Source organism: Actinomadura graeca (assembly GCF_019175365.1).
Taxonomy (GTDB): domain Bacteria; phylum Actinomycetota; class Actinomycetes; order Streptosporangiales; family Streptosporangiaceae; genus Spirillospora; species Spirillospora graeca.
On the sequence record NZ_CP059572.1, the window covers coordinates 1,382,536 to 1,399,546 of the forward strand.

Here is a 17,011-nt window from a genome sequence, read left to right on the forward strand (position 1 = left end):
GCGCCCGGGCGAGGAACCTGTGCCCGGAATGAATGCTCCCCATTCTCCGGAGGTGCGGGTTGGCCAGGCGACCCCTGAGACGAACCCGGCGCACGACGACCGTCGCCGTACTGACCGGCGCGGCCCTCGCCGTCGCGGGGGCGACCGCCGCCGCGCGGCCGTCCCCCGCGATCGTGGTGAGGCACGGCGTCACCCAGCCGGTCTTCTCCTACAAGGACGCGATCCGCGAACGCGTCTACGTCGACTCGGGCGTGGACAGCGACCGCGACGGCAAGACCGACCGGGTCAACGTGGACATCATCCGGCCCAAGGAGACCGACCAGGGTCTCAAGGTGCCGGTGATCATGGATGAGAGCCCCTACTACGACAACGCGGGACGGGGCAACGAGAGCGAGCGCAAGACCTACGACTCCAAGGGCGATCCCCAGAAGTTCCCGTTGTACTACGACAACTACTTCGTGCCGCGCGGGTACGCGTTCCTCGCCGTGGACATGGTGGGCACCACCCGCTCGGACGGCTGCCCGGTCAGCGGCGGCCCGTCCGACGTGCTGGGCGGCAAGGCCGTCATCGACTGGCTCAACGGGCGCGCCAAGGCCGTCAAGCCCGACGGCAGCCCGGCCACGGCCACCTGGACGACCGGGCGCACCGGCATGATCGGCAAGTCCTACGACGGCACGCTCGCCAACGGCGTCGCCGCGACCGGCGTGCAGGGGCTGGAGACGATCGTCCCGATCGCCGCCATCAGCAGCTGGTACGCCTACAGCCGGATGAACGGCGTGAAGTACAACGACGACGAGCAGCCCTGGCTGTCGGACTACGTCGACACCGACCCGGCCGCCAAGTGCGCCGCCGTCAGGGCCGACCTCGACAAGGGCGAGGACGACGCCACCGGCAACTACAACGCCTACTGGAAGACCACCGACTACCTCGACGGCACCGTCGGCCGCGCCGAGAACGTCCGCGCGAGCATCTTCGCCTACCACGGCGTGAACGACCTGAACGTCAAGGACGACCACTTCGCCAAGTGGTGGGCCGCGCTCGCCAAGCGCGGCGTCCCGCGGAAGGTGTGGCTGTCGCAGACCGGGCACGTCGACCCGTTCGACATCCGGCGCTCCACGTGGGTCGAGGTCCTGCACAAGTGGTTCGACCACGAGCTCCAGAAGATCGACAACGACGTGCTGAAGCAGCCGCGCGCGGACATCCAGCTCGGCCCCGACCAGTGGGTGACCCAGTCCGACTGGCCCGCCCAGGAGGCGAAGCCGGTGACGCTGCGCCCGAAGGCCGACGGGACCCTCGGCCCCGAGGCCGCCCCGGCGGGCTCCACCGGGAGCTTCACCGACGTGACCGGCGCCGGGAAGGGGACCACCGAGGCGGACATGGTCGCCGATCCGAAGACCGGCAAGTCCCACCGCCTCGCCTACGTGACCGGGCCGCTGCCGGAGACCGTCCGGCTGTCCGGCACGCCCGCCGCCCGGCTGCGGATCATGCTGAACAAGCCCACCTCGAACGTGACGGCGCTGCTGGTCGACTACGGCGACGACACCCGCGTCGACTACCTCGGCACGGGCTCGGGCATCGAGACGCTCACCACCGAGGACTGCAACGGTGAGAGCACCGCCGCCGACGACGCCTGCTACAAGCAGGCCAGGATCAAGACGGTCTCCTCGGCGGTGAACGTCGTCGCCCGCGGCTGGCTGGACGCCCAGAACCGCGAGTCGCTGAGCGACCCGTCCCCGCTGAAGCCCGGCAGCTACTACGACGTCCGCTGGGACACCCTCAGCCAGGAGTACCTGCTGAAGAAGGGCCACCGGCTGGGGCTCGTCCTCGCCGGGACCGACGCCGACTACAACACCGAGAAGCCCACCGGCGCCAAGGTCACGGTGGACCTGGCCGGCTCCTCCATCGACGTCCCCCTGATCACCGCGGGCGACCCGGCCGGCTTCTTCTCCCCGCGGCCCGCCGCCCCCTGGCGCGGCCCGGTCCACGTGACCCTGCCCGTCCAGGAGCGCAAGCTGTACTAGCGCCCCGAGGACGTCCCGTCACAGGCCGCCGCCCCCGCACCGGGGCGGCGGCCCTCTCACTCGCGATCGGTGTCCTTGCTGGGCTGGACCCGCTTGGGCTCGCCGGGCATCTTCGGATAGTTGGGCGGATACGGCATGTCGCCGAGGCCGTGGTCGCGCTCGTCGCGGTCGGCGAGGTCGAGCAGGCCCTCCAGGGAGAACGCCCGGTCGTCGATGGCGGCGTGCAGGTCGCCGACCTTGGCGAACCGGTCGGGCATGGTGGCGATGGTGAAGTCGTGCGGGTCGGCGTCGGCCAGCTCGTCCCAGGTCACCGGCGCCGAGACGGGCGCGTGGGCCGCCGGGCGGACGCTGTAGGCGGAGGCGATCGTCCGGTCGCGGGCGTTCTGGTTGAAGTCGATGAACACCTGCTCGCCGCGCTCCTCCTTCCACCAGCGGGTCGTGACCTCGTCGGGGACGCGGCGCTCCACCTCGCGGCCGAACGCGAGGGCGGCGCGGCGGACCTCGGTGAACGTCCAGCGCGGCTCGATCCGGACGTAGATGTGCACGCCGCCCTTGCCGGAGGTCTTCACGAAGCCGGTGAGGCCCAGCTCGCCGAGCAGGTCGCGGGCCGGGCCGAGCGCGACGCGGACGGCGTCGGAGAAGTCGGTGCCCGGCTGCGGGTCGAGGTCGATGCGCAGCTCGTCGGGATGGTCGACGTCGCCGTCCCGGACGGGCCACGGGTGGAAGGTGAGGGTGCCGAGGTTCGCGGCCCAGGCGATCACGGCGACCTCGGTCGGGCGGACCTCGTCGGCGGACCGGCCGCTCGGGAACTCGATCCGGGACGTGCGCACCCAGTCGGGCGCGCCCTTGGGGACGCGCTTCTGGTAGAAGGCGTCGGACTTCCCGGCGCCCATGCCCATCTGCCCGCGGGCGTAGTCCTCCCGCGTGGCCATCCTGGCGCCCTCGAAGACGCCGGCGGGCCAGCGCTCCAGGGTCGTCGGGCGGTCGCGGGTGGCGCGCAGGATGCCCTCGCCGACGGCGATGTAGTACTCCACGAGCTGCCGCTTGGTGTAGCCGGGCTGAGGAAAGTAGACCTTGTCGGGGTTGGTCACCTTGACGAGCCGATCCCCGACCGGGATCTCGATGTAGGGCGAGGCCATAACTGCACGTTAACCCACGGGCATGACAGCGCCGGGCGGGTACCGTCGGTGACATGGACAAGATCCGCAAGAGCGAGGACGAGTGGCGGGCGCGGCTGAGCCCCGAGGAGTTCCACGTGCTGCGCGAGGGGGGCACCGAGCGGCCCTTCACCGGTGAGTACACCGACACCGAGACCGTCGGCGTGTACCGGTGCCGCGCCTGCGGGACCGAGCTGTTCCGGTCGGACACCAAGTTCGAGAGCCACTGCGGCTGGCCGTCGTTCTTCGCGCCGTCCGAGTCCGACGCGGTCGTGCTCATCGAGGACCGCTCGCTCGGCATGGTCCGCACCGAGGTGCGGTGCGCCACGTGCGACTCCCACCTCGGGCACGTCTTCCACGGCGAGGGCTACGACACCCCGACCGACGACCGCTATTGCATCAACAGCATCAGCCTCACCCTGGAACCCGCCGGATAGCCCCGGGCGGCCCGCCCGCCTCCCCGAGGGGAACCGCGCCATGCCTTCGCCCGTCCTAGTGGGCGGGCGGCACGGCGCAGGGGGTTCGATGAGCGAATTAAGTCCCTACGAGATCGCGTTCCTGAGCGGCGGGCCGACGCGGGTCGCCCAGACCGCTCTCCTCGCCCTGTACGAGTCGGACCGGATCCGCGTGTCGCGGGGCACGCACCGGGTGGAGGTCCTCCCTCGGGAGCCGGAGGACCTCCACCCGGTCCAGGCGGCGGTGATCGACCAGGTGCCCGGCACCGGGAGGCTGCTCGGCGCCGTCCTGGAAGCGGTGGCCGCCGCACCCGAGGTGCGGGCCGTGGCGGACGCCCTGGTCTCCGGCGGCCTGCTGCGCGCGGGTCTCCGCGGAGCGCTCCGCCCGACCGGGGAGGGCAAGGCGCTGCGGCGCGGATTCGAGACGTCCCCGGGTGAGGGCGACGTCCTCCGGCTCGCCGCGCTCGGCCCGGAGGGCGTCCAGGACGCCAAGATGCGCGAGATCCTGTCGACGGACGATCCGAAGCCGGTCAAGATGCCCAAGAAGCCGAAGGGCGGCCACCGCGACCTCGACTCCAGCGGCCTGTCCGACACCCAGTACTCGGCCGGCCTCTAGCGGGTCTCGGCGACCTCGCAGTCGTCCTTGTCGCTCTGCTTGTTCGCCAGGACGACGCTGCCGTTGTCGCTGCTCTTCCCGTGGACGAACACGCGCGGCTCGTCGTCGCCGCCGTCCTTGAGGAACTGGGTCGTCCACTCGCACAGCGAGAGGGCGGCCTTGGAGTTCTCGTCGTCCTCCCCGAGGTCGGTGTAGACCCGGATGAAGGTCCCGCTGCGCCGCACCTCCGTGACGTGCCCGACGACCTTCCTGCCCGGGTCCCTGGTCTCGAAGTAGGGCACCGCCTCGGGCACCTCGTCCGGGTCCGCGAACGCCTCGGTCTCCGCGCTCGCGACGGTCGAGGGACGCGCGGTGTGCGCGGCGACCTCCGCGCGCGGATCGCCGCCGGAGCCGCCGCCCGGCAGCGCCATCACGGCCACGGCCGCGATCAGCGCGACGGCCGCGGTGCCCGCGACGGCCACGGCGGCGCGACGCCGCGGCCCGCCCACCAGCCGGTCCCAGCGGACCGACAGATCGGACGGCGGCCTGGCGTGACGGCCGCGGGACTGGGGGGCGGGGGGCCGCCCGCGCGAGGGCCGCTTCTCGGACTGCTCGTCGGAAGACTCGGTCACGGGCCGCACTTTACCCAGACTTTGCCGCCGTCTAGGGCAGGTTGGCGACGAGTTCCGTGACGGGCTTGCGCCGTCCCGTGTAGAACGGCACTTCCTCGCGGGTGTGCAGCCGTGCGCGCGCGCCCCGGAGATGGCGCATGAGATCGACGATGCGGTGCAGCTCGTCCGCCTCGAAGGCCAGCATCCACTCGTAGTCTCCGAGCGCGAACGACGAGACGGTGTTGGCGCGCACGTCCGGATAGCCGCGCGCCATCTTGCCGTGCTCGGCGAGCATCGCGCGGCGCTCCTCGTCCGGCAGCAGGTACCACTCGTAGGACCGGACGAACGGGTAGACGCACACGAAGGCGCGCGGCTCCTCCTCCGCCAGGAACGCGGGGATGTGGCTCTTGTTGAACTCCGCCGGGCGGTGCAGCGCCATCTGCGACCACACCGGCTCGCTCGCGCGGCCCACCGCCGTCCGGCGGAAGCGGGTGTAGACCTCCTGGAGGTCCTCCGCGGACGGGGCGTGCCACCAGAACATGTAGTCGGCGTCCGCGCGCAGCCCGGCGACGTCGTAGGCGCCGCGGGTGGTGACGTCCTTCTCGGCCGCCTGGTCGAGCAGGTCCCGGACCTCCGGGGCGTGCTGCTCGCCGACCGTCCCCGGGTCCTTGACCTTGAACACCGACCACATGGTGTAGCGGATGGTGTTATTGAGTTCGCGCGCCTTCGGCCTGCCCGCCGGCTCCGTCACTGACATCCTCTGCTCCTTCCCGGCCGCGCGGACGCCCTGGCCCGCGCAGATAGTCCAGTACCTGGTTCGCCGCGGCGCGCGCGGACGCGACGCACGCGGGGATCCCCAGCCCGTCGTACGCGGCGCCCGCCACCGCCAGGCCCGGCTCCGCCGCGACGGCGGCGCGGATCCGCGCCACCCGGCCCGCGTGGCCCACGTTGTACTGCGGGAGCCCCCCGCCCCAGCGGGTCACCCGCGTCCCGGCGGGCGGCCCGGCGACGCCGCAGGTCGCGGCCAGCTCCGCCCTCGCCGCCGCCGTCAGCTCCTCGTCCGGCCTCTGCAGGACGCGCTCCTCGCCGAACCTGCCGATCGAGCAGCGCACCGCGACGAGCCCGGGGTCGCGGTCGCGCAGGTGCGGCCACTTCACCGAGCTGAACGTGACGGCCTTGACGCCGTGCGCGGCCTCCTTGGCCGGGACGAGGTAGCCGCTGCCCTTCGGCAGCCGGGGGAACGCGCCGGCGGGGTACACCAGCGTGATGATCGCCATGCTCGCGTACTCGATCCCGGCCAGCTCGCGGGCGGCGGCGGGCACGTCGTCCTTCAGCAGCCGGGACGCGGGCGCCGCCGGGACGGCGACCAGCACGGCGTCGGCGTCGAGGTGCTCCGGCTCGCGGGCGGGACCGAGCGTGAGGCGCCATCCCCCGGGCCTGCGGCGCAGGGCGCGGACCGTCGTGCCCGTCCTGACCGTCCCGCCCGCGGCGGCGATGTCGGCCGCGACCAGGTGCGGGAGGGTGCCGAGGCCGCCCGGGAGGGTCGCGAACACCGGGCCGGGATCGCGGGGCGCGGCGTCCCTGACGTCCTGGGCGGCGGAGATCAGCGACCGGCGGGAGCGCGCGGCGGCGGCGACGGCGGGCAGCGTCGACTCGAACGACAGCAGCTCCGCACGCCCGGCGTACACCCCGCCCAGCAGCGGCTCGACCAGCCGGTCGACGACCTCTCGGCCGACGCGGGCGCCGATGTGGCCCGCCACCGACACGTCCGCGCCGCGCGGCGTGCGGGGCAGCACGAGGTCCAGTGGCACCCGGGCCAGCCCCGCCGGGGACAGCACCCCGGAGGCGGCCAGCGCGCGCAGGTCGGACGGCACGCCCATGACCTGGCCGGACGGCATCGGCCTGAGCGCCCCGCGGCTCAGGATCGCCGAGGACGTGGTGCCGGGGTTCACCAGGTCGCCGGAGCGGCCGAGGTCGCGCACCAGGTCCAGGCCCTCGGGACGGCGGGCCAGCATCGCCTCGGCGCCCTCGTCCACGGCGAGCCCGGCGATCTCGCTCACCCGCAGCTTGCCGCCGACGTCCGGCGAGCCCTCCAGGACGGTCACCCGCACGCCGCTCCGGGCCAGGATCCGCGCGGCGGCGAGGCCCGCGATGCCACCCCCGACGACGGCGACATGGGACGCGCCCGCGTCCTCAAGCATCGTCATGACCCAAGCCTCCCAGACGGCGCCGCGGGCCGCGCACCGGGTGCCGTGACCGGTGCGTGCCCTCACCGTGGCCTGATCGCGACCGGCCCCGCGGAACGGTGACCTGGGACACCTCCGTCCAAAACGCATGCGGAACGTCGGAAGCATCAGGCATGTGGCATGCGCGCTGGTCCTCCTCCTGCTCGCCGGGGCGCTGGCGGCGTGCTCCGGCGGCTCGTCGGGCGGGTCGTCGACCAGCGACTCCGCGGGGGGCGGCGGCGACGCCGCGGTCTCCCGCAACGGGGCGGCGCCCGAGGCCACCTCCTACCGCTCCCCCAAGGACGGCGGCGGGCGGACGGACGCGAAGGTCCCGCTTCCCCCCGCCCGCTCCGTCGTGTACACGGCCACGCTGCGGGTCCGCGCGGACGACGTCGACGCCTCCGCGGCCAAGGCCAAGCAGCAGGTGACGGCCGAGGGCGGCTACGTCGAGCAGGAGACGGGCACGAGCACCCCGCCGTCCTCGACGCTGCGGCTGAAGATCCCCGCCGACCGGTACGCCGGGCTGCTCGCCCGCCTGTCGTCCGAGCTCGGGACGAAGCGGTCGCTGAGCCAGCAGGCGGAGGACGTCACCGGCGAGGTCGCCGACGTCGACAGCAGGGTGCGGTCGGCGCAGGCCGCGCTGGCCTCGTTCCGCAAGCTGCTCGACAAGGCCCGGACCGTCGGCGAGGTCATCAACGTCGAGCAGGAGATCGCGACCCGGGAGGCGGACCTGGAGGCGCTCCAGGCGCGCCAGAAGTCGCTGCGGGAGAGCACCCGGTACGCGACCCTCACCGTCGAGCTGGAGGCGCGGACCCCCGCCGCCGAGGACGACGAGGAGAACGGCCGCGGGTTCGCGGGCGGCCTCAGGGACGGATGGGACGCCTTCACCGCGTTCGCCGGCGGCGTCGCGACCGTCCTCGGGTGGCTGCTGCCGTTCCTGGTCGCGGCCGCGGTGATCGGCCTGCCCGCGGTGGCCGTCCGGCGGCGGCTGCGCGGCCGGCGTCCCGCCCCCGCCCCGGGCTCCGCCCCGCCCGGAGGCGAGGAGCGGCAGGAGGGCCAGGAGCGGGAGATGGCCGCGGTGGGCCCGGCGGGTCCGGCGGCGCCGTCCGCGCCCTCCCCGGAGGACCTGCCGCCGCACGGGCCGCCGCCCCGCTGACCTCGGCGCCCGCCGCCGTCCGCCCCGCCGGCTACTGCTCTCCGGCGCCCGCCTCCTGGACGAGGTCCGCGAGGCGGGCGAGCATGTCCGGGTCCGTGGACGGCAGCACGCCGTGGCCCAGGTTGAAGATGTGCCCCTCGGCGGTGCGGCCGCGGTCCAGGACGTCCCGGGCCCGGCGCTCCACCGTCTCCCACGGCGCGAACAGGACCGCCGGGTCGAGGTTGCCCTGGAGGGCCTTGCCCGGCTCGACACGCCGGACGGCCTCGTCCAGCGGCACCCGCCAGTCCACGCCGACCACGTCCGCGCCCGCCTCGCCCATCAGCCCGAGCAGCTCGCCCGTGCCGACGCCGAAGTGGATGCGCGGCACGCCGAGCGGCTCGATCTCGTCGAAGATCCTGGACGTGTGCGGCAGCACGGACTCGCGATAGTCCTGCGGGGACACCGCGCCGACCCACGAGTCGAACACCTGCACGGCGCTCGCCCCCGCCGCGACCTGCACCTTCAGGAACGCGATCGTGAGGTCGGCGAGCCGGTCCATCAGCGCGGCCCACAGCCGCGGCTCGCCGTACATCATCGCCTTGGTGCGGTCGTGGTTCTTGGACGGGCCGCCCTCGATCAGGTACGAGGCGAGCGTGAACGGCCCGCCCGCGAAGCCGATCAGCGGCGTGGACCCCAGCTCGCCCACCAGGCCCCGCACGGCCTCGGTGACGTAGGGGACGTCGCCCGGCTCGAGCGGCCGCAGCGTCCCGAGGCCCGCCGCGTCCCGGATCGGGTCGGCGATCACCGGGCCGACGCCCGGCTTGATGTCCAGGTCCACGCCGATCGCCTTGAGCGGCACCATGATGTCGCTGAAGAAGATCGCCGCGTCCACGGCGTACCGGCGCACCGGCTGCAGGGTGATCTCCACGATCATGTCCGGCCGGGCGCACGACTCCAGCATCGGGACGCCCTCGCGCAGCCGCAGGTACTCCGGCAGCGACCGCCCCGCCTGGCGCATGAACCACACCGGCGTGTGCGGGACCGGTCTGCGGCGGCACGCCAGCAGGAACGGGCTCCGGTCGAGGCCGGGGCCGCCGTGCGCGTGCGGGGAGGGGTCGTCGGGACCAGCAACGTCGAGTGCCACGGTGCGATGGTCCCACGGATCCCCTGCCCGGACGCACCGGACCGCGCACCAGAGGCGCCGGAACACGGCGCGGGCGAACGAAGTTCCGGACACGCCGAGCGAAGTCCCGCATTCTGTCACCGGCTCATGCGAACGTGATGCGTGTCATAGCCGAGGGAGGTTCCCCCTTGTACTGCTCCACCTGCGGTGATGAACGTATGTTCGAGCAGCCGCCCTGCCCCGACGGGCACGGCGGGGAGTGTCCGGAGCGGGCCTGCGTCGAGTGCGGGACGGCCGTCCTGGTCGGCCTGCTCCCCGCGGCGCCCGGCCCGGCTCCGGCCGAGGGGCACGACACCTCCCCGTCCCGCACCGGCTCCGTGCGGGCCGTCGCCTGAACCGCCCGGCCCCCGAAACGAAACCACCTGTGCTGTGCCTGTCTCTCCCCCACGTCCGCCCGTCGCCCGCGGCGGCCCGCCGTCCCGTCACCACCGATCCGAGCCCCACCCCCGCCCCCAGGCCGGTCCGACCATGAACCCACCTGCCTTCCAGCGGGCCCTCGACACCCTGCGCGAGATCCTCGACGGGCCCGGCCCCCGGCCGGAGCTCGACCTGGAGGACATGCCCGCCCCGCGGAACCTCGCCCCCTACGCCGCCGCGCTGTCCGGCAGCGTCTACCGCGACGACGACACCGAGGTCGCGATGGGGCGGCTGATCGTCCTGTACGACCCCGACGGCGCCAAGGGGTGGGCGAACGGCTTCCGGATCGTCGCCTACATCCGCGCCGACCTCGAACCCGAGATCGCCGCCGACGAGCTGATCGGCTCGGTGGCGTGGAGCTGGCTGCTGGAGGCGCTGGAGCCCGCGGGCTACGCCGGCGAGTCCGGGACGATCACCCGCGCGGTCTCCGAGAGCTTCGGCGACAAGGGCGACGAGCCGTCCACCACCGAGCTGGAGCTGCGCGCCTCCTGGTCCCCGGCCGGCGACGACCTCGCCGGGCACGTGGCGGCCTGGTGCGAGGTCATGTGCACGACCGCGGGCCTTCCGCCCGCGGGGGTCGCCGCGCTGCCCGACCGTCCGGGCGGCTCCGGCCGCTGAGAGACGTACGGTAGGGGGCGTGGCAGATGCGTCCAGAACCGAGGCGGCGGGGGAGAACACAGGAACAGTGGGAGTGTCCGAAACGCGCGCCACCGGCCCCGAGAGGGACGCCGGTGCGGAGAAGTCGGCCGCGGCGAACGCGGCGGGGACCGTGCCAACGACGGCGGAGGACGCCGGGCCCCCGGCCGTCCCGCTGCTGGAACCGCGCGACGGGGTCCCCGACGTGGTCCGCGACGCCGCCGGACTGGAACGTGTCATAGCCGTGTTCGGCGCCGGCACCGGACCCGTCGCGGTCGACGCCGAGCGGGCCTCCGGCTACCGGTACGGGCAGCGCGCGTACCTGATCCAGCTGCGCCGCGCCGGCGCCGGCACCGCGCTGATCGACCCCATCGGATGCCCCGACCTGTCCGGCCTGGACGCCGCGCTCGCGGGCGCCGAGATGGTCCTGCACGCCGCGAACCAGGACCTGCCCTGCCTCGCCGAGGTCGGCCTCGTCCCCCGCCGGCTGTTCGACACCGAGCTGGCGGGGCGGCTGCTCGGCTACCCGCGCGTCGGCCTCGGCTCCATGGTGGAGAACGTCCTCGGCTACCTGCTGGAGAAGGGCCACTCGGCGGCCGACTGGTCCACCCGCCCCCTCCCCGACGACTGGCTGCGCTACGCCGCCCTGGACGTCGAGCTGCTGGTGGAGCTGCGCGACGCCCTCCAGGAGGAGCTGGAGGCGTCCGGCAAGCTCGGCTGGGCGCTGGAGGAGTTCGCCGCGATCCTCGACACCCCGCCCAAGCCGCCCCGCGCCGACCCGTGGCGCCGCACGTCCGGCATCCACCGCGTCCGCAACCGCCGCGCGCTCGCCACCGTCCGCGAGGTCTGGGAGGCCCGCGACAAGATCGCCCGCGAGCGGGACCTGTCGCCCGGCCGGGTCCTGCAGGACGCGGCGATCGTCGAGCTGGCGCTGAAGGCCCCGAAGACCCCCGCCGACCTGCAGGCGCTGCCCACGATGCGCGGCCGCGGCGCCCGGCGCCACCAGACGGCGTGGCTGCGGGCCGTGTCGCGCGCCCGCGGCCTGTCCGACAAGGAGCTCCCCGAGTCCAACGTCCCCGGCGACGGCCCGCCGCCCGCCCACCGGTGGGCCGACCGCGATCCCGAGGCCGCCAAGCGCCTCACCGCGGCCCGCGCGGTCATCGCGGCCCTGGCCGACGAGCACGCGATGCCGTCGGAGAACCTGATGCAGCCCGACTCGGTCCGCCGCCTGGCCTGGACGCCGCCGGACGAGCCGTCCGCGTCCGCCATAGGGGCCGCCCTCCGCGCCCTCGGCGCCCGCCGCTGGCAGGTGGACCTCACCGCCCAGCCCCTGGCCAGAGCCTTCCTCAGGCTGGAGGTCAAGGATCTGTAGTGCCGCCTTCCCGCGCGGAGACGGTCACGGTACTTGCGGGGGCCGGGTGACGGAGCGGACACTTGCTTAGGTTAGCTTTGCCTAAACAAGTGGTCTGTGGAGGGACGTCACGATGCTGCTCGGCAACTTCCTCATCGGGCTTCGTGAGGGCCTGGAGGCCGCGCTGGTCGTCAGCATCCTGATCGCCTACCTCGTGAAGACCGGCAACCGGCGGGCCCTCCTGCCCGTGTGGACGGGCATCGCCATCGCCATCGCCCTCAGCGTCGGGTTCGGCATCGCGCTCAGCGCGGTGTCCTCGGAGATGCAGTTCAAGACGCAGGAGCTGTTCGGCGGCATCCTGTCGATCATCGCCGTGGGCCTGGTCACCTGGATGGTCTTCTGGATGCGCAAGACCGCGCGGTTCATGAAGGCCGAGCTGGAGGGCAGGCTGGAGGGCGCCCTGGACGTCGGCCCCCTGGCGCTGGCGGCCGTGGCGTTCCTGGCGGTCGGGCGGGAGGGGCTGGAGACCGCCCTGTTCCTGTGGACGAACATCAGCAACTCCTCCGAGGGCTCCTCGCAGCCGATCGCGGGCGCGCTGCTCGGGCTGGCCGTCGCCGTCGCGCTCGGCTACCTGCTGTACCGGGGCGGGCTGAAGATCAACCTGAAGCGCTTCTTCACCTGGACGGGCGCCGCGCTCATCGTCGTCGCCGCGGGCGTGTTCGGCTACGGCTTCCACGACCTGCAGGAGGCCGAGGTGCTCCCCGGCATCGGCTCGGTCGCGCTGGAGCCGCACCTGTTCTTCGCCGAGTTCGGGACCCCGGGCGACTGGATGCAGACGATCTTCCAGGGCGTCCTGAACGTGACGCCGCGGATCACCTGGCTGCAGCTGACGATGTGGGCGCTCTACCTGGTGCCGGTGATGGCGCTGTTCCTGCGCCCCTCCGTCCGGGCCACGCCGAAGCCCTCCAAGGCCACCGAGCCCGCCGCGTCCTGAGCGCCGCGGCGGTCGCGGGTCAGAGGTCGGGCAGCGGGTCGCGGGGCAGGCTGTCGCGCGCGAAGACCTCGGCGTCGGCGGCGTTGAGGACGGGGATGTACTCGTCGTCCACCTCGAACACCGCGCCGGCGAACTCGAAGGACGCGCCGGTGCCCGTCTCCACCGGCCCGACCCGGGTGCCGCGGGGGTAGCTCCCCCAGATGCTCTTGGGGGTGCTGCGGCTCAGGGAGCCGGTGGAGATCACGGCGATCTGGTCGTCGGTGACGACGAAGATGAACCCCGCGCCGCCACCGTAGGCCATCGCGGGGAACAGGTAGCGGATCTCTCCGTCGATCCCGAGGAACTCGCGGCAGCGCTCCCGGAGCGGGCGTGGCACGGGCATGCGCGGAGGCACCTCCCCCAGGTGGGACATCGTCGGCCGTCCCAATCATGCACCGATTCGTCAGACCGTGGCCAGCGCGATCGTGGGCGGCAGCCGCGCCGCCCGCACCGCCGGGTACAGCCCGGCCGCCGTCCCGATCGCCAGCGTCGCGACGACCGCGCCGCCGAGCGCCCACACCGGGACGACCGGCGGCCACCCCTTCGCGAGCGCGAAGCCGGCCGTGACCACGGTGCCGAGCACGGCGCCCGCCGCGCCGCCGACCGCCGACAGCAGCAGCGACTCGGCGAGGAACTGCAGGCGCACCTGCCCCCGCGTCGCGCCCAGGGACCGGCGCAGGCCGATCTCGCGGCGCCGCTCCAGCACCGAGATCACCATCGTGTTGGCGACCCCGACACCGCCGACCAGCAGCGCGACCGCGCCGAGGCCGAGCAGCAGCCCGGTGAACGCCCCGGCCGCCGCCGCCTTGGCCTCCAGGGCATCGGAGGGACGGCTGACCTGCACCTCCTCGGGGTTCTCCGGATCGACGGTCCGGGCGAGCACCGCGCGCACGTCCGCCACCGACGCGTCCGCCGACCGCTCGTAGATCGTCGTCGGGTGACCGTCGAAGCCGAGGTGGCGTTTCGCCGCGTCCCAGCCGACGAGCGCGGACCGGTCGATCTCCGGCGCGAGCCCGGCGGGCTCTAGCACGCCGAGGACGGTGAACCACCGCCCGCCGATCCAGACCTGCCCACCGGGCCGTTCCGGGGGGTGTGGGGGGTCGTCCCCCCACAAGGGACCGGGCCGGTCCAGACCGAGCCGGCGCGCCGCCTCCGACCCGAGGACGACGCCCGGATAGCGTCCGGTGGCCGCGTTCAGCCAGGTGCCGCTCACCGTCCGGACGTCCAGGGTGCCGAGCAGGTCCTGCGTCGCCGCCTGCACCGCGATCCCGTGCGTGACCTCCTCGGGGATGCGGTCGGTGCGGCGCGCGGTCGCGTCCACCGTCCCGGTCGCGCCGACGGCCGTGACCGTCCCGATCCGGCGGACCATCTCCGGCGCCGTCTCCGGCAGCTCCGCCGCCTCGCCGAAGAGGGTGTCGCCGGGCTTGGCCGTCAGCAGGTTGGTGCCGAGCCGGTCCAGCCTCCGCAGCAGGTCCTCCTCGCTGGACGAGGAGATCCCGATGACCGCCACCATCGTCGCGATCCCGATCGCGATGCCGAGCGCCGACAGCACCACCCGGGCCGGCCGGGCCCGCAGCCCGCCGAGCCCGACCCGCAGCACGTCCGCGGCGTCCAGTCGCGCCGGGATGAGCGCCGCCCTCATCGCGCGCCCGCCCCGGCCCGCTCGTCCGCGACGACCAGGCCGTCCCGGACCCCGACGCGGCGCGGCACGCCCGCCGCGACCTCCCGGTCGTGCGTGACGACCACGACGGTGGTCCCGGCCGCGTTCAGCCCGCCGAGCAGGGCCAGCACCTCCGCGCCCGCGGCGGTGTCGAGGTTGCCGGTCGGCTCGTCCGCCAGCAGCAGGTCCGGCTCGCCGACGACGGCCCGCGCCACCGCGACCCGCTGCTGCTCGCCGCCCGACAGCTGATGCGGCCGGTGTCCCGCCCGCCGTCCCAGCCCGACCCGCTCCAGCGCCGCCCTCGCCCGCTCCCGCCGCTCCCCCAGCCGCGCGCCCCCGTACAGCAGCCCGTCGGCGACGTTGTCGAGCGCGGTCACCCCCGCCGCGAGGTGGAACTGCTGGAACACGAACCCGAGGTGCCGCGCCCGCAGCGCCGACAGCTCCCGGTCGGAGAGCCCCCCGACCTCGTGCCCGGCGACCCTCACGCTGCCCGCCGTCGGACGGTCCAGCGTCCCGATCATGTGCAGCAGCGTCGACTTCCCCGACCCGGAAGGCCCGACGACCGCGGCCATCTCCCCCGCCCGGATCACCAGGTCCACGCCCCGCAGCGCCGCCACCCCGCCCGCGTGCTCCTTCGTCACCCCGGCCAGCTCGACGATCGCGGACGCGGGCACGTCCCGCCCGATCCCCTTCACCGGACCGGCACCCCGACCTTCATGCCCTCGCGCAGCCCGTCGCCGGAGACCTCGACGCGCCCGCCCCCGAACACCCCGGTCCGCACCGGGACGAGCCTCCTCGCCCCCTCCAGGGCCTCGACGGCGAACCCGCCCTCCCGCAACGCCAGCAGCGCCTCGACCGGCACCGACAGCACCCCCTCCCGCCGCTCGCTCTCCAGCCCGACGGTCACGGGCGCCTCGTCCAGCCGTCCCGTCCCGGCCTTGCCGAGCGCGATGTCGACGTCCACGGTGGTCTTCTTGTCCTGCCCCGTCCCGGTGCTCTCCGCGACACCGCCGACCTCGCCGACCGTCCCCGCGACGACCTTGCCCCCGGGCAGTTCCACCGAGACCTTCGCCCCCTCGCGCGCGAGGTCCTGCTTCTCCGCGTCCAGATCGACATGCACGACCCGCCGCGTCCCGGCCACCTGCAGGACGGGCTGCCCCTTCACCGCCTGCTTGCCCTCCGGCGCCTTCACCTCCCGCACCCGCACGGCCCCTCCCAGGAACACGACCTGCCCCGGATCGACGACGCCCGTCCGCTCCAGGCCCCGGTCGTCCTGCCATTCCTCGACCGCCGCCTCCGTGGCGCCGGTGAACTCCTTGTCCACGGTGAGACCCCCGTACCCCAGGGCCACCAGATTGCGTTCGAGCTGCCGCACATCACCGCCGGAGTCCCCTTCCCTGAGCGTCCGGTACATGGGACTGCCCCCGTACATCAAGGTGACGGGCCTCCCCGCCACCCGCAGCAGCGTCCCGCCCCGCCTGACCGTCGCCCCCGCTTCCGGCGCCCACGTCACCACCCCGGACGCACCGGCCCACACGTCCCGCACGCCGTCATAGGTGAGCTTCCCGTCGACCTTCTCGATGTCCACGAGATCCCCGCGGCTCACCACCGCCGTCCCGAGCGGCACCTCGGGCCCCGCCTTCGCCTCGTGCCCGCCCGTGCCGAACGCGAGCACCCCGCCCCCGGCCACCACGACGGCGACACCCCCGGCGACCAGTACCCACCTCATCTCCCGGCTCCCGGAAGACTCCCCTGGCACGCCTCACGCGCCTTCTTGACCTTCCCCGGGGCCACGCCCCCCGACGGAATCTGGAACGTCCCGTCCGGCAGCGGGTCCTTCATGTCGACCCCGTGCTCGCGCATGCACTGCGCGAACCTCACGTACTGGTCATGGACCTTCGGGTCCTTCAGATCGGGCATCTTCCCGCCCGCCCGCAGCCAGGGCTGGCACTTCTTCAGCGCCCCCTGCAACCTCTCCCGGTTCCCGCCCTTCCCGAGCCGCAGCGCCCTCGCGTCCCCGCTCCCGGGATCCGGGACGTCCACCCCGTTCTCCCGCATGCACTGCGCGAACCTCACCTCCGCGTCCTCAGGCGACAACGACCGGGAAGGCGACACCGAGGCAGAGGCGGCCCGCCCGACACTGGCCACCCCGCCTCCCCCGTCCCCGCCCCCACACCCCGAGACCCCGAACAGCCCCGCGACCACGACCCCGGCCACCCAAGCCCACCGGCCCATATCTCCCTCTCCGCCAGGGCCACACACCCCGGCGAAGCCCCACTAGACCCCCACCCCCGTTAAACCCGCATTAGCCGTGCGGCTGCTGGCTGCGGCTCGCCTGCCTTCGCCGCTGCCGGGGCGGGGCGGATCCACGGCGTCCGTGGTTCTGGACGCGGTCGCTGGAAAGACCATGCGCATCACCTAGAACGCGAATCAAGCCTTGCCCCCGTGAACTCATTGCCTCGCCCGCGGTCAAGTGGTGGGCGAGGTTTCTTGTGTGCCAGAGCGTCATCACTGCCCGGCTAGGGGATCAAG

Annotated in this window: 18 protein-coding genes; 8 read left to right on the top strand and 10 right to left on the bottom strand. The window is 73.9% G+C overall.

The features are described from left to right. Window positions 1-59 precede the first annotated feature (59 nt). A complete protein-coding gene (locus tag AGRA3207_RS06415; protein ID WP_231333624.1) occupies window positions 60-2,021 on the top strand; it encodes a Xaa-Pro dipeptidyl-peptidase in 1,962 nt (653 codons plus the stop codon). 56 nt (window positions 2,022-2,077) lie between these two features. Here AGRA3207_RS06415 and AGRA3207_RS06420 read toward each other — a convergent pair whose 3' ends face one another. Next, window positions 2,078-3,160: a DNA polymerase domain-containing protein gene (locus tag AGRA3207_RS06420; RefSeq protein ID WP_231333625.1), complete on the bottom strand. Its 1,083-nt coding sequence runs from the start codon at window positions 3,158-3,160 to the stop codon at window positions 2,078-2,080. A gap of 53 nt (window positions 3,161-3,213) precedes the next feature. Here AGRA3207_RS06420 and msrB point away from each other — a divergent pair, with 53 nt between their 5' ends. Together msrB and AGRA3207_RS06430 are read left to right on the top strand one after the other, a co-directional pair. Further along, a complete protein-coding gene (gene msrB, locus AGRA3207_RS06425) occupies window positions 3,214-3,615 on the top strand; it encodes a peptide-methionine (R)-S-oxide reductase MsrB (protein ID WP_231333626.1) in 402 nt (133 codons plus the stop codon). An 88-nt stretch (window positions 3,616-3,703) separates the two neighbouring features. Further along, a complete protein-coding gene (locus AGRA3207_RS06430; RefSeq protein ID WP_231333627.1) occupies window positions 3,704-4,249 on the top strand; it encodes a TIGR04222 domain-containing membrane protein in 546 nt (181 codons plus the stop codon). On the opposite strand, the gene AGRA3207_RS06435 is transcribed toward AGRA3207_RS06430, so the two are convergent. Genes AGRA3207_RS06435 through hemG form a run of 3 tightly spaced genes read right to left on the bottom strand, consistent with a single transcriptional unit; the run spans window position 4,246 to window position 7,046 of the window. Next, on the bottom strand, window positions 4,246-4,860 hold the full coding sequence (locus AGRA3207_RS06435) for a hypothetical protein (protein WP_231333628.1): 615 nt from the start codon (window positions 4,858-4,860) through the stop codon (window positions 4,246-4,248). The genes AGRA3207_RS06430 and AGRA3207_RS06435 overlap by 4 nt on opposite strands. 31 nt (window positions 4,861-4,891) lie before the next feature. Next, on the bottom strand, window positions 4,892-5,596 hold the full coding sequence (hemQ, locus tag AGRA3207_RS06440) for a hydrogen peroxide-dependent heme synthase (RefSeq protein WP_231333629.1): 705 nt from the start codon (window positions 5,594-5,596) through the stop codon (window positions 4,892-4,894). Next, window positions 5,547-7,046, bottom strand: a complete 1,500-nt coding sequence (gene hemG / locus AGRA3207_RS06445; RefSeq protein ID WP_231333630.1) for a protoporphyrinogen oxidase — start codon at window positions 7,044-7,046, stop codon at window positions 5,547-5,549. The genes hemQ and hemG overlap by 50 nt, the downstream gene beginning before the upstream one ends. A 154-nt stretch (window positions 7,047-7,200) precedes the next feature. On the opposite strand from hemG, the gene AGRA3207_RS06450 reads away from it, so the two are divergent. After that, entirely contained in the window at window positions 7,201-8,220 is a 1,020-nt protein-coding gene (locus AGRA3207_RS06450; RefSeq protein ID WP_231333631.1) for a DUF4349 domain-containing protein, read from the top strand. 31 nt (window positions 8,221-8,251) lie between these two features. On the opposite strand, the gene hemE is transcribed toward AGRA3207_RS06450, so the two are convergent. Then, the gene (hemE, locus tag AGRA3207_RS06455; protein WP_231336251.1) at window positions 8,252-9,226 is read right to left on the bottom strand and encodes a uroporphyrinogen decarboxylase; all 975 of its coding nucleotides are present in this window, start codon (window positions 9,224-9,226) and stop codon (window positions 8,252-8,254) included. A gap of 314 nt (window positions 9,227-9,540) precedes the next feature. Here hemE and AGRA3207_RS06460 point away from each other — a divergent pair, with 314 nt between their 5' ends. The 4 genes from AGRA3207_RS06460 to efeU all read left to right on the top strand — a co-directional run bounded on the left by AGRA3207_RS06460 (window position 9,541) and on the right by efeU (window position 12,780). Continuing rightward, a complete protein-coding gene (locus AGRA3207_RS06460) occupies window positions 9,541-9,717 on the top strand; it encodes a hypothetical protein (protein ID WP_231333632.1) in 177 nt (58 codons plus the stop codon). A gap of 133 nt (window positions 9,718-9,850) precedes the next feature. Further along, window positions 9,851-10,417, top strand: coding sequence for a DUF3000 domain-containing protein (locus tag AGRA3207_RS06465; RefSeq protein ID WP_231333633.1), 567 nt, complete (start codon window positions 9,851-9,853; stop codon window positions 10,415-10,417). Between the two features lie 151 nt (window positions 10,418-10,568). Continuing rightward, the gene (locus AGRA3207_RS06470) at window positions 10,569-11,807 is read left to right on the top strand and encodes an HRDC domain-containing protein (protein ID WP_231336252.1); all 1,239 of its coding nucleotides are present in this window, start codon (window positions 10,569-10,571) and stop codon (window positions 11,805-11,807) included. A 112-nt stretch (window positions 11,808-11,919) separates the two neighbouring features. Beyond that, entirely contained in the window at window positions 11,920-12,780 is an 861-nt protein-coding gene (gene efeU / locus AGRA3207_RS06475) for an iron uptake transporter permease EfeU (protein WP_231333634.1), read from the top strand. Between the two features lie 19 nt (window positions 12,781-12,799). Here the strand turns inward: efeU and AGRA3207_RS06480 are convergent, their stop codons facing one another. Genes AGRA3207_RS06480 through AGRA3207_RS06500 form a run of 5 tightly spaced genes read right to left on the bottom strand, consistent with a single transcriptional unit; the run spans window position 12,800 to window position 16,555 of the window. After that, window positions 12,800-13,162: a hypothetical protein gene (locus AGRA3207_RS06480; protein ID WP_231333635.1), complete on the bottom strand. Its 363-nt coding sequence runs from the start codon at window positions 13,160-13,162 to the stop codon at window positions 12,800-12,802. A gap of 60 nt (window positions 13,163-13,222) precedes the next feature. Continuing rightward, window positions 13,223-14,461, bottom strand: coding sequence for an ABC transporter permease (locus AGRA3207_RS06485; RefSeq protein ID WP_231333636.1), 1,239 nt, complete (start codon window positions 14,459-14,461; stop codon window positions 13,223-13,225). Continuing rightward, on the bottom strand, window positions 14,458-15,174 hold the full coding sequence (locus tag AGRA3207_RS06490) for an ABC transporter ATP-binding protein (RefSeq protein WP_231333637.1): 717 nt from the start codon (window positions 15,172-15,174) through the stop codon (window positions 14,458-14,460). Before AGRA3207_RS06490 ends, AGRA3207_RS06485 begins: the two co-directional genes overlap by 4 nt. After that, the gene (locus AGRA3207_RS06495) at window positions 15,171-16,208 is read right to left on the bottom strand and encodes a peptidoglycan-binding protein (RefSeq protein WP_231333638.1); all 1,038 of its coding nucleotides are present in this window, start codon (window positions 16,206-16,208) and stop codon (window positions 15,171-15,173) included. Before AGRA3207_RS06495 ends, AGRA3207_RS06490 begins: the two co-directional genes overlap by 4 nt. Next, window positions 16,205-16,555, bottom strand: a complete 351-nt coding sequence (locus AGRA3207_RS06500; RefSeq protein ID WP_231333639.1) for a hypothetical protein — start codon at window positions 16,553-16,555, stop codon at window positions 16,205-16,207. The genes AGRA3207_RS06495 and AGRA3207_RS06500 overlap by 4 nt, the downstream gene beginning before the upstream one ends. Window positions 16,556-17,011: the final 456 nt, after the last annotated feature.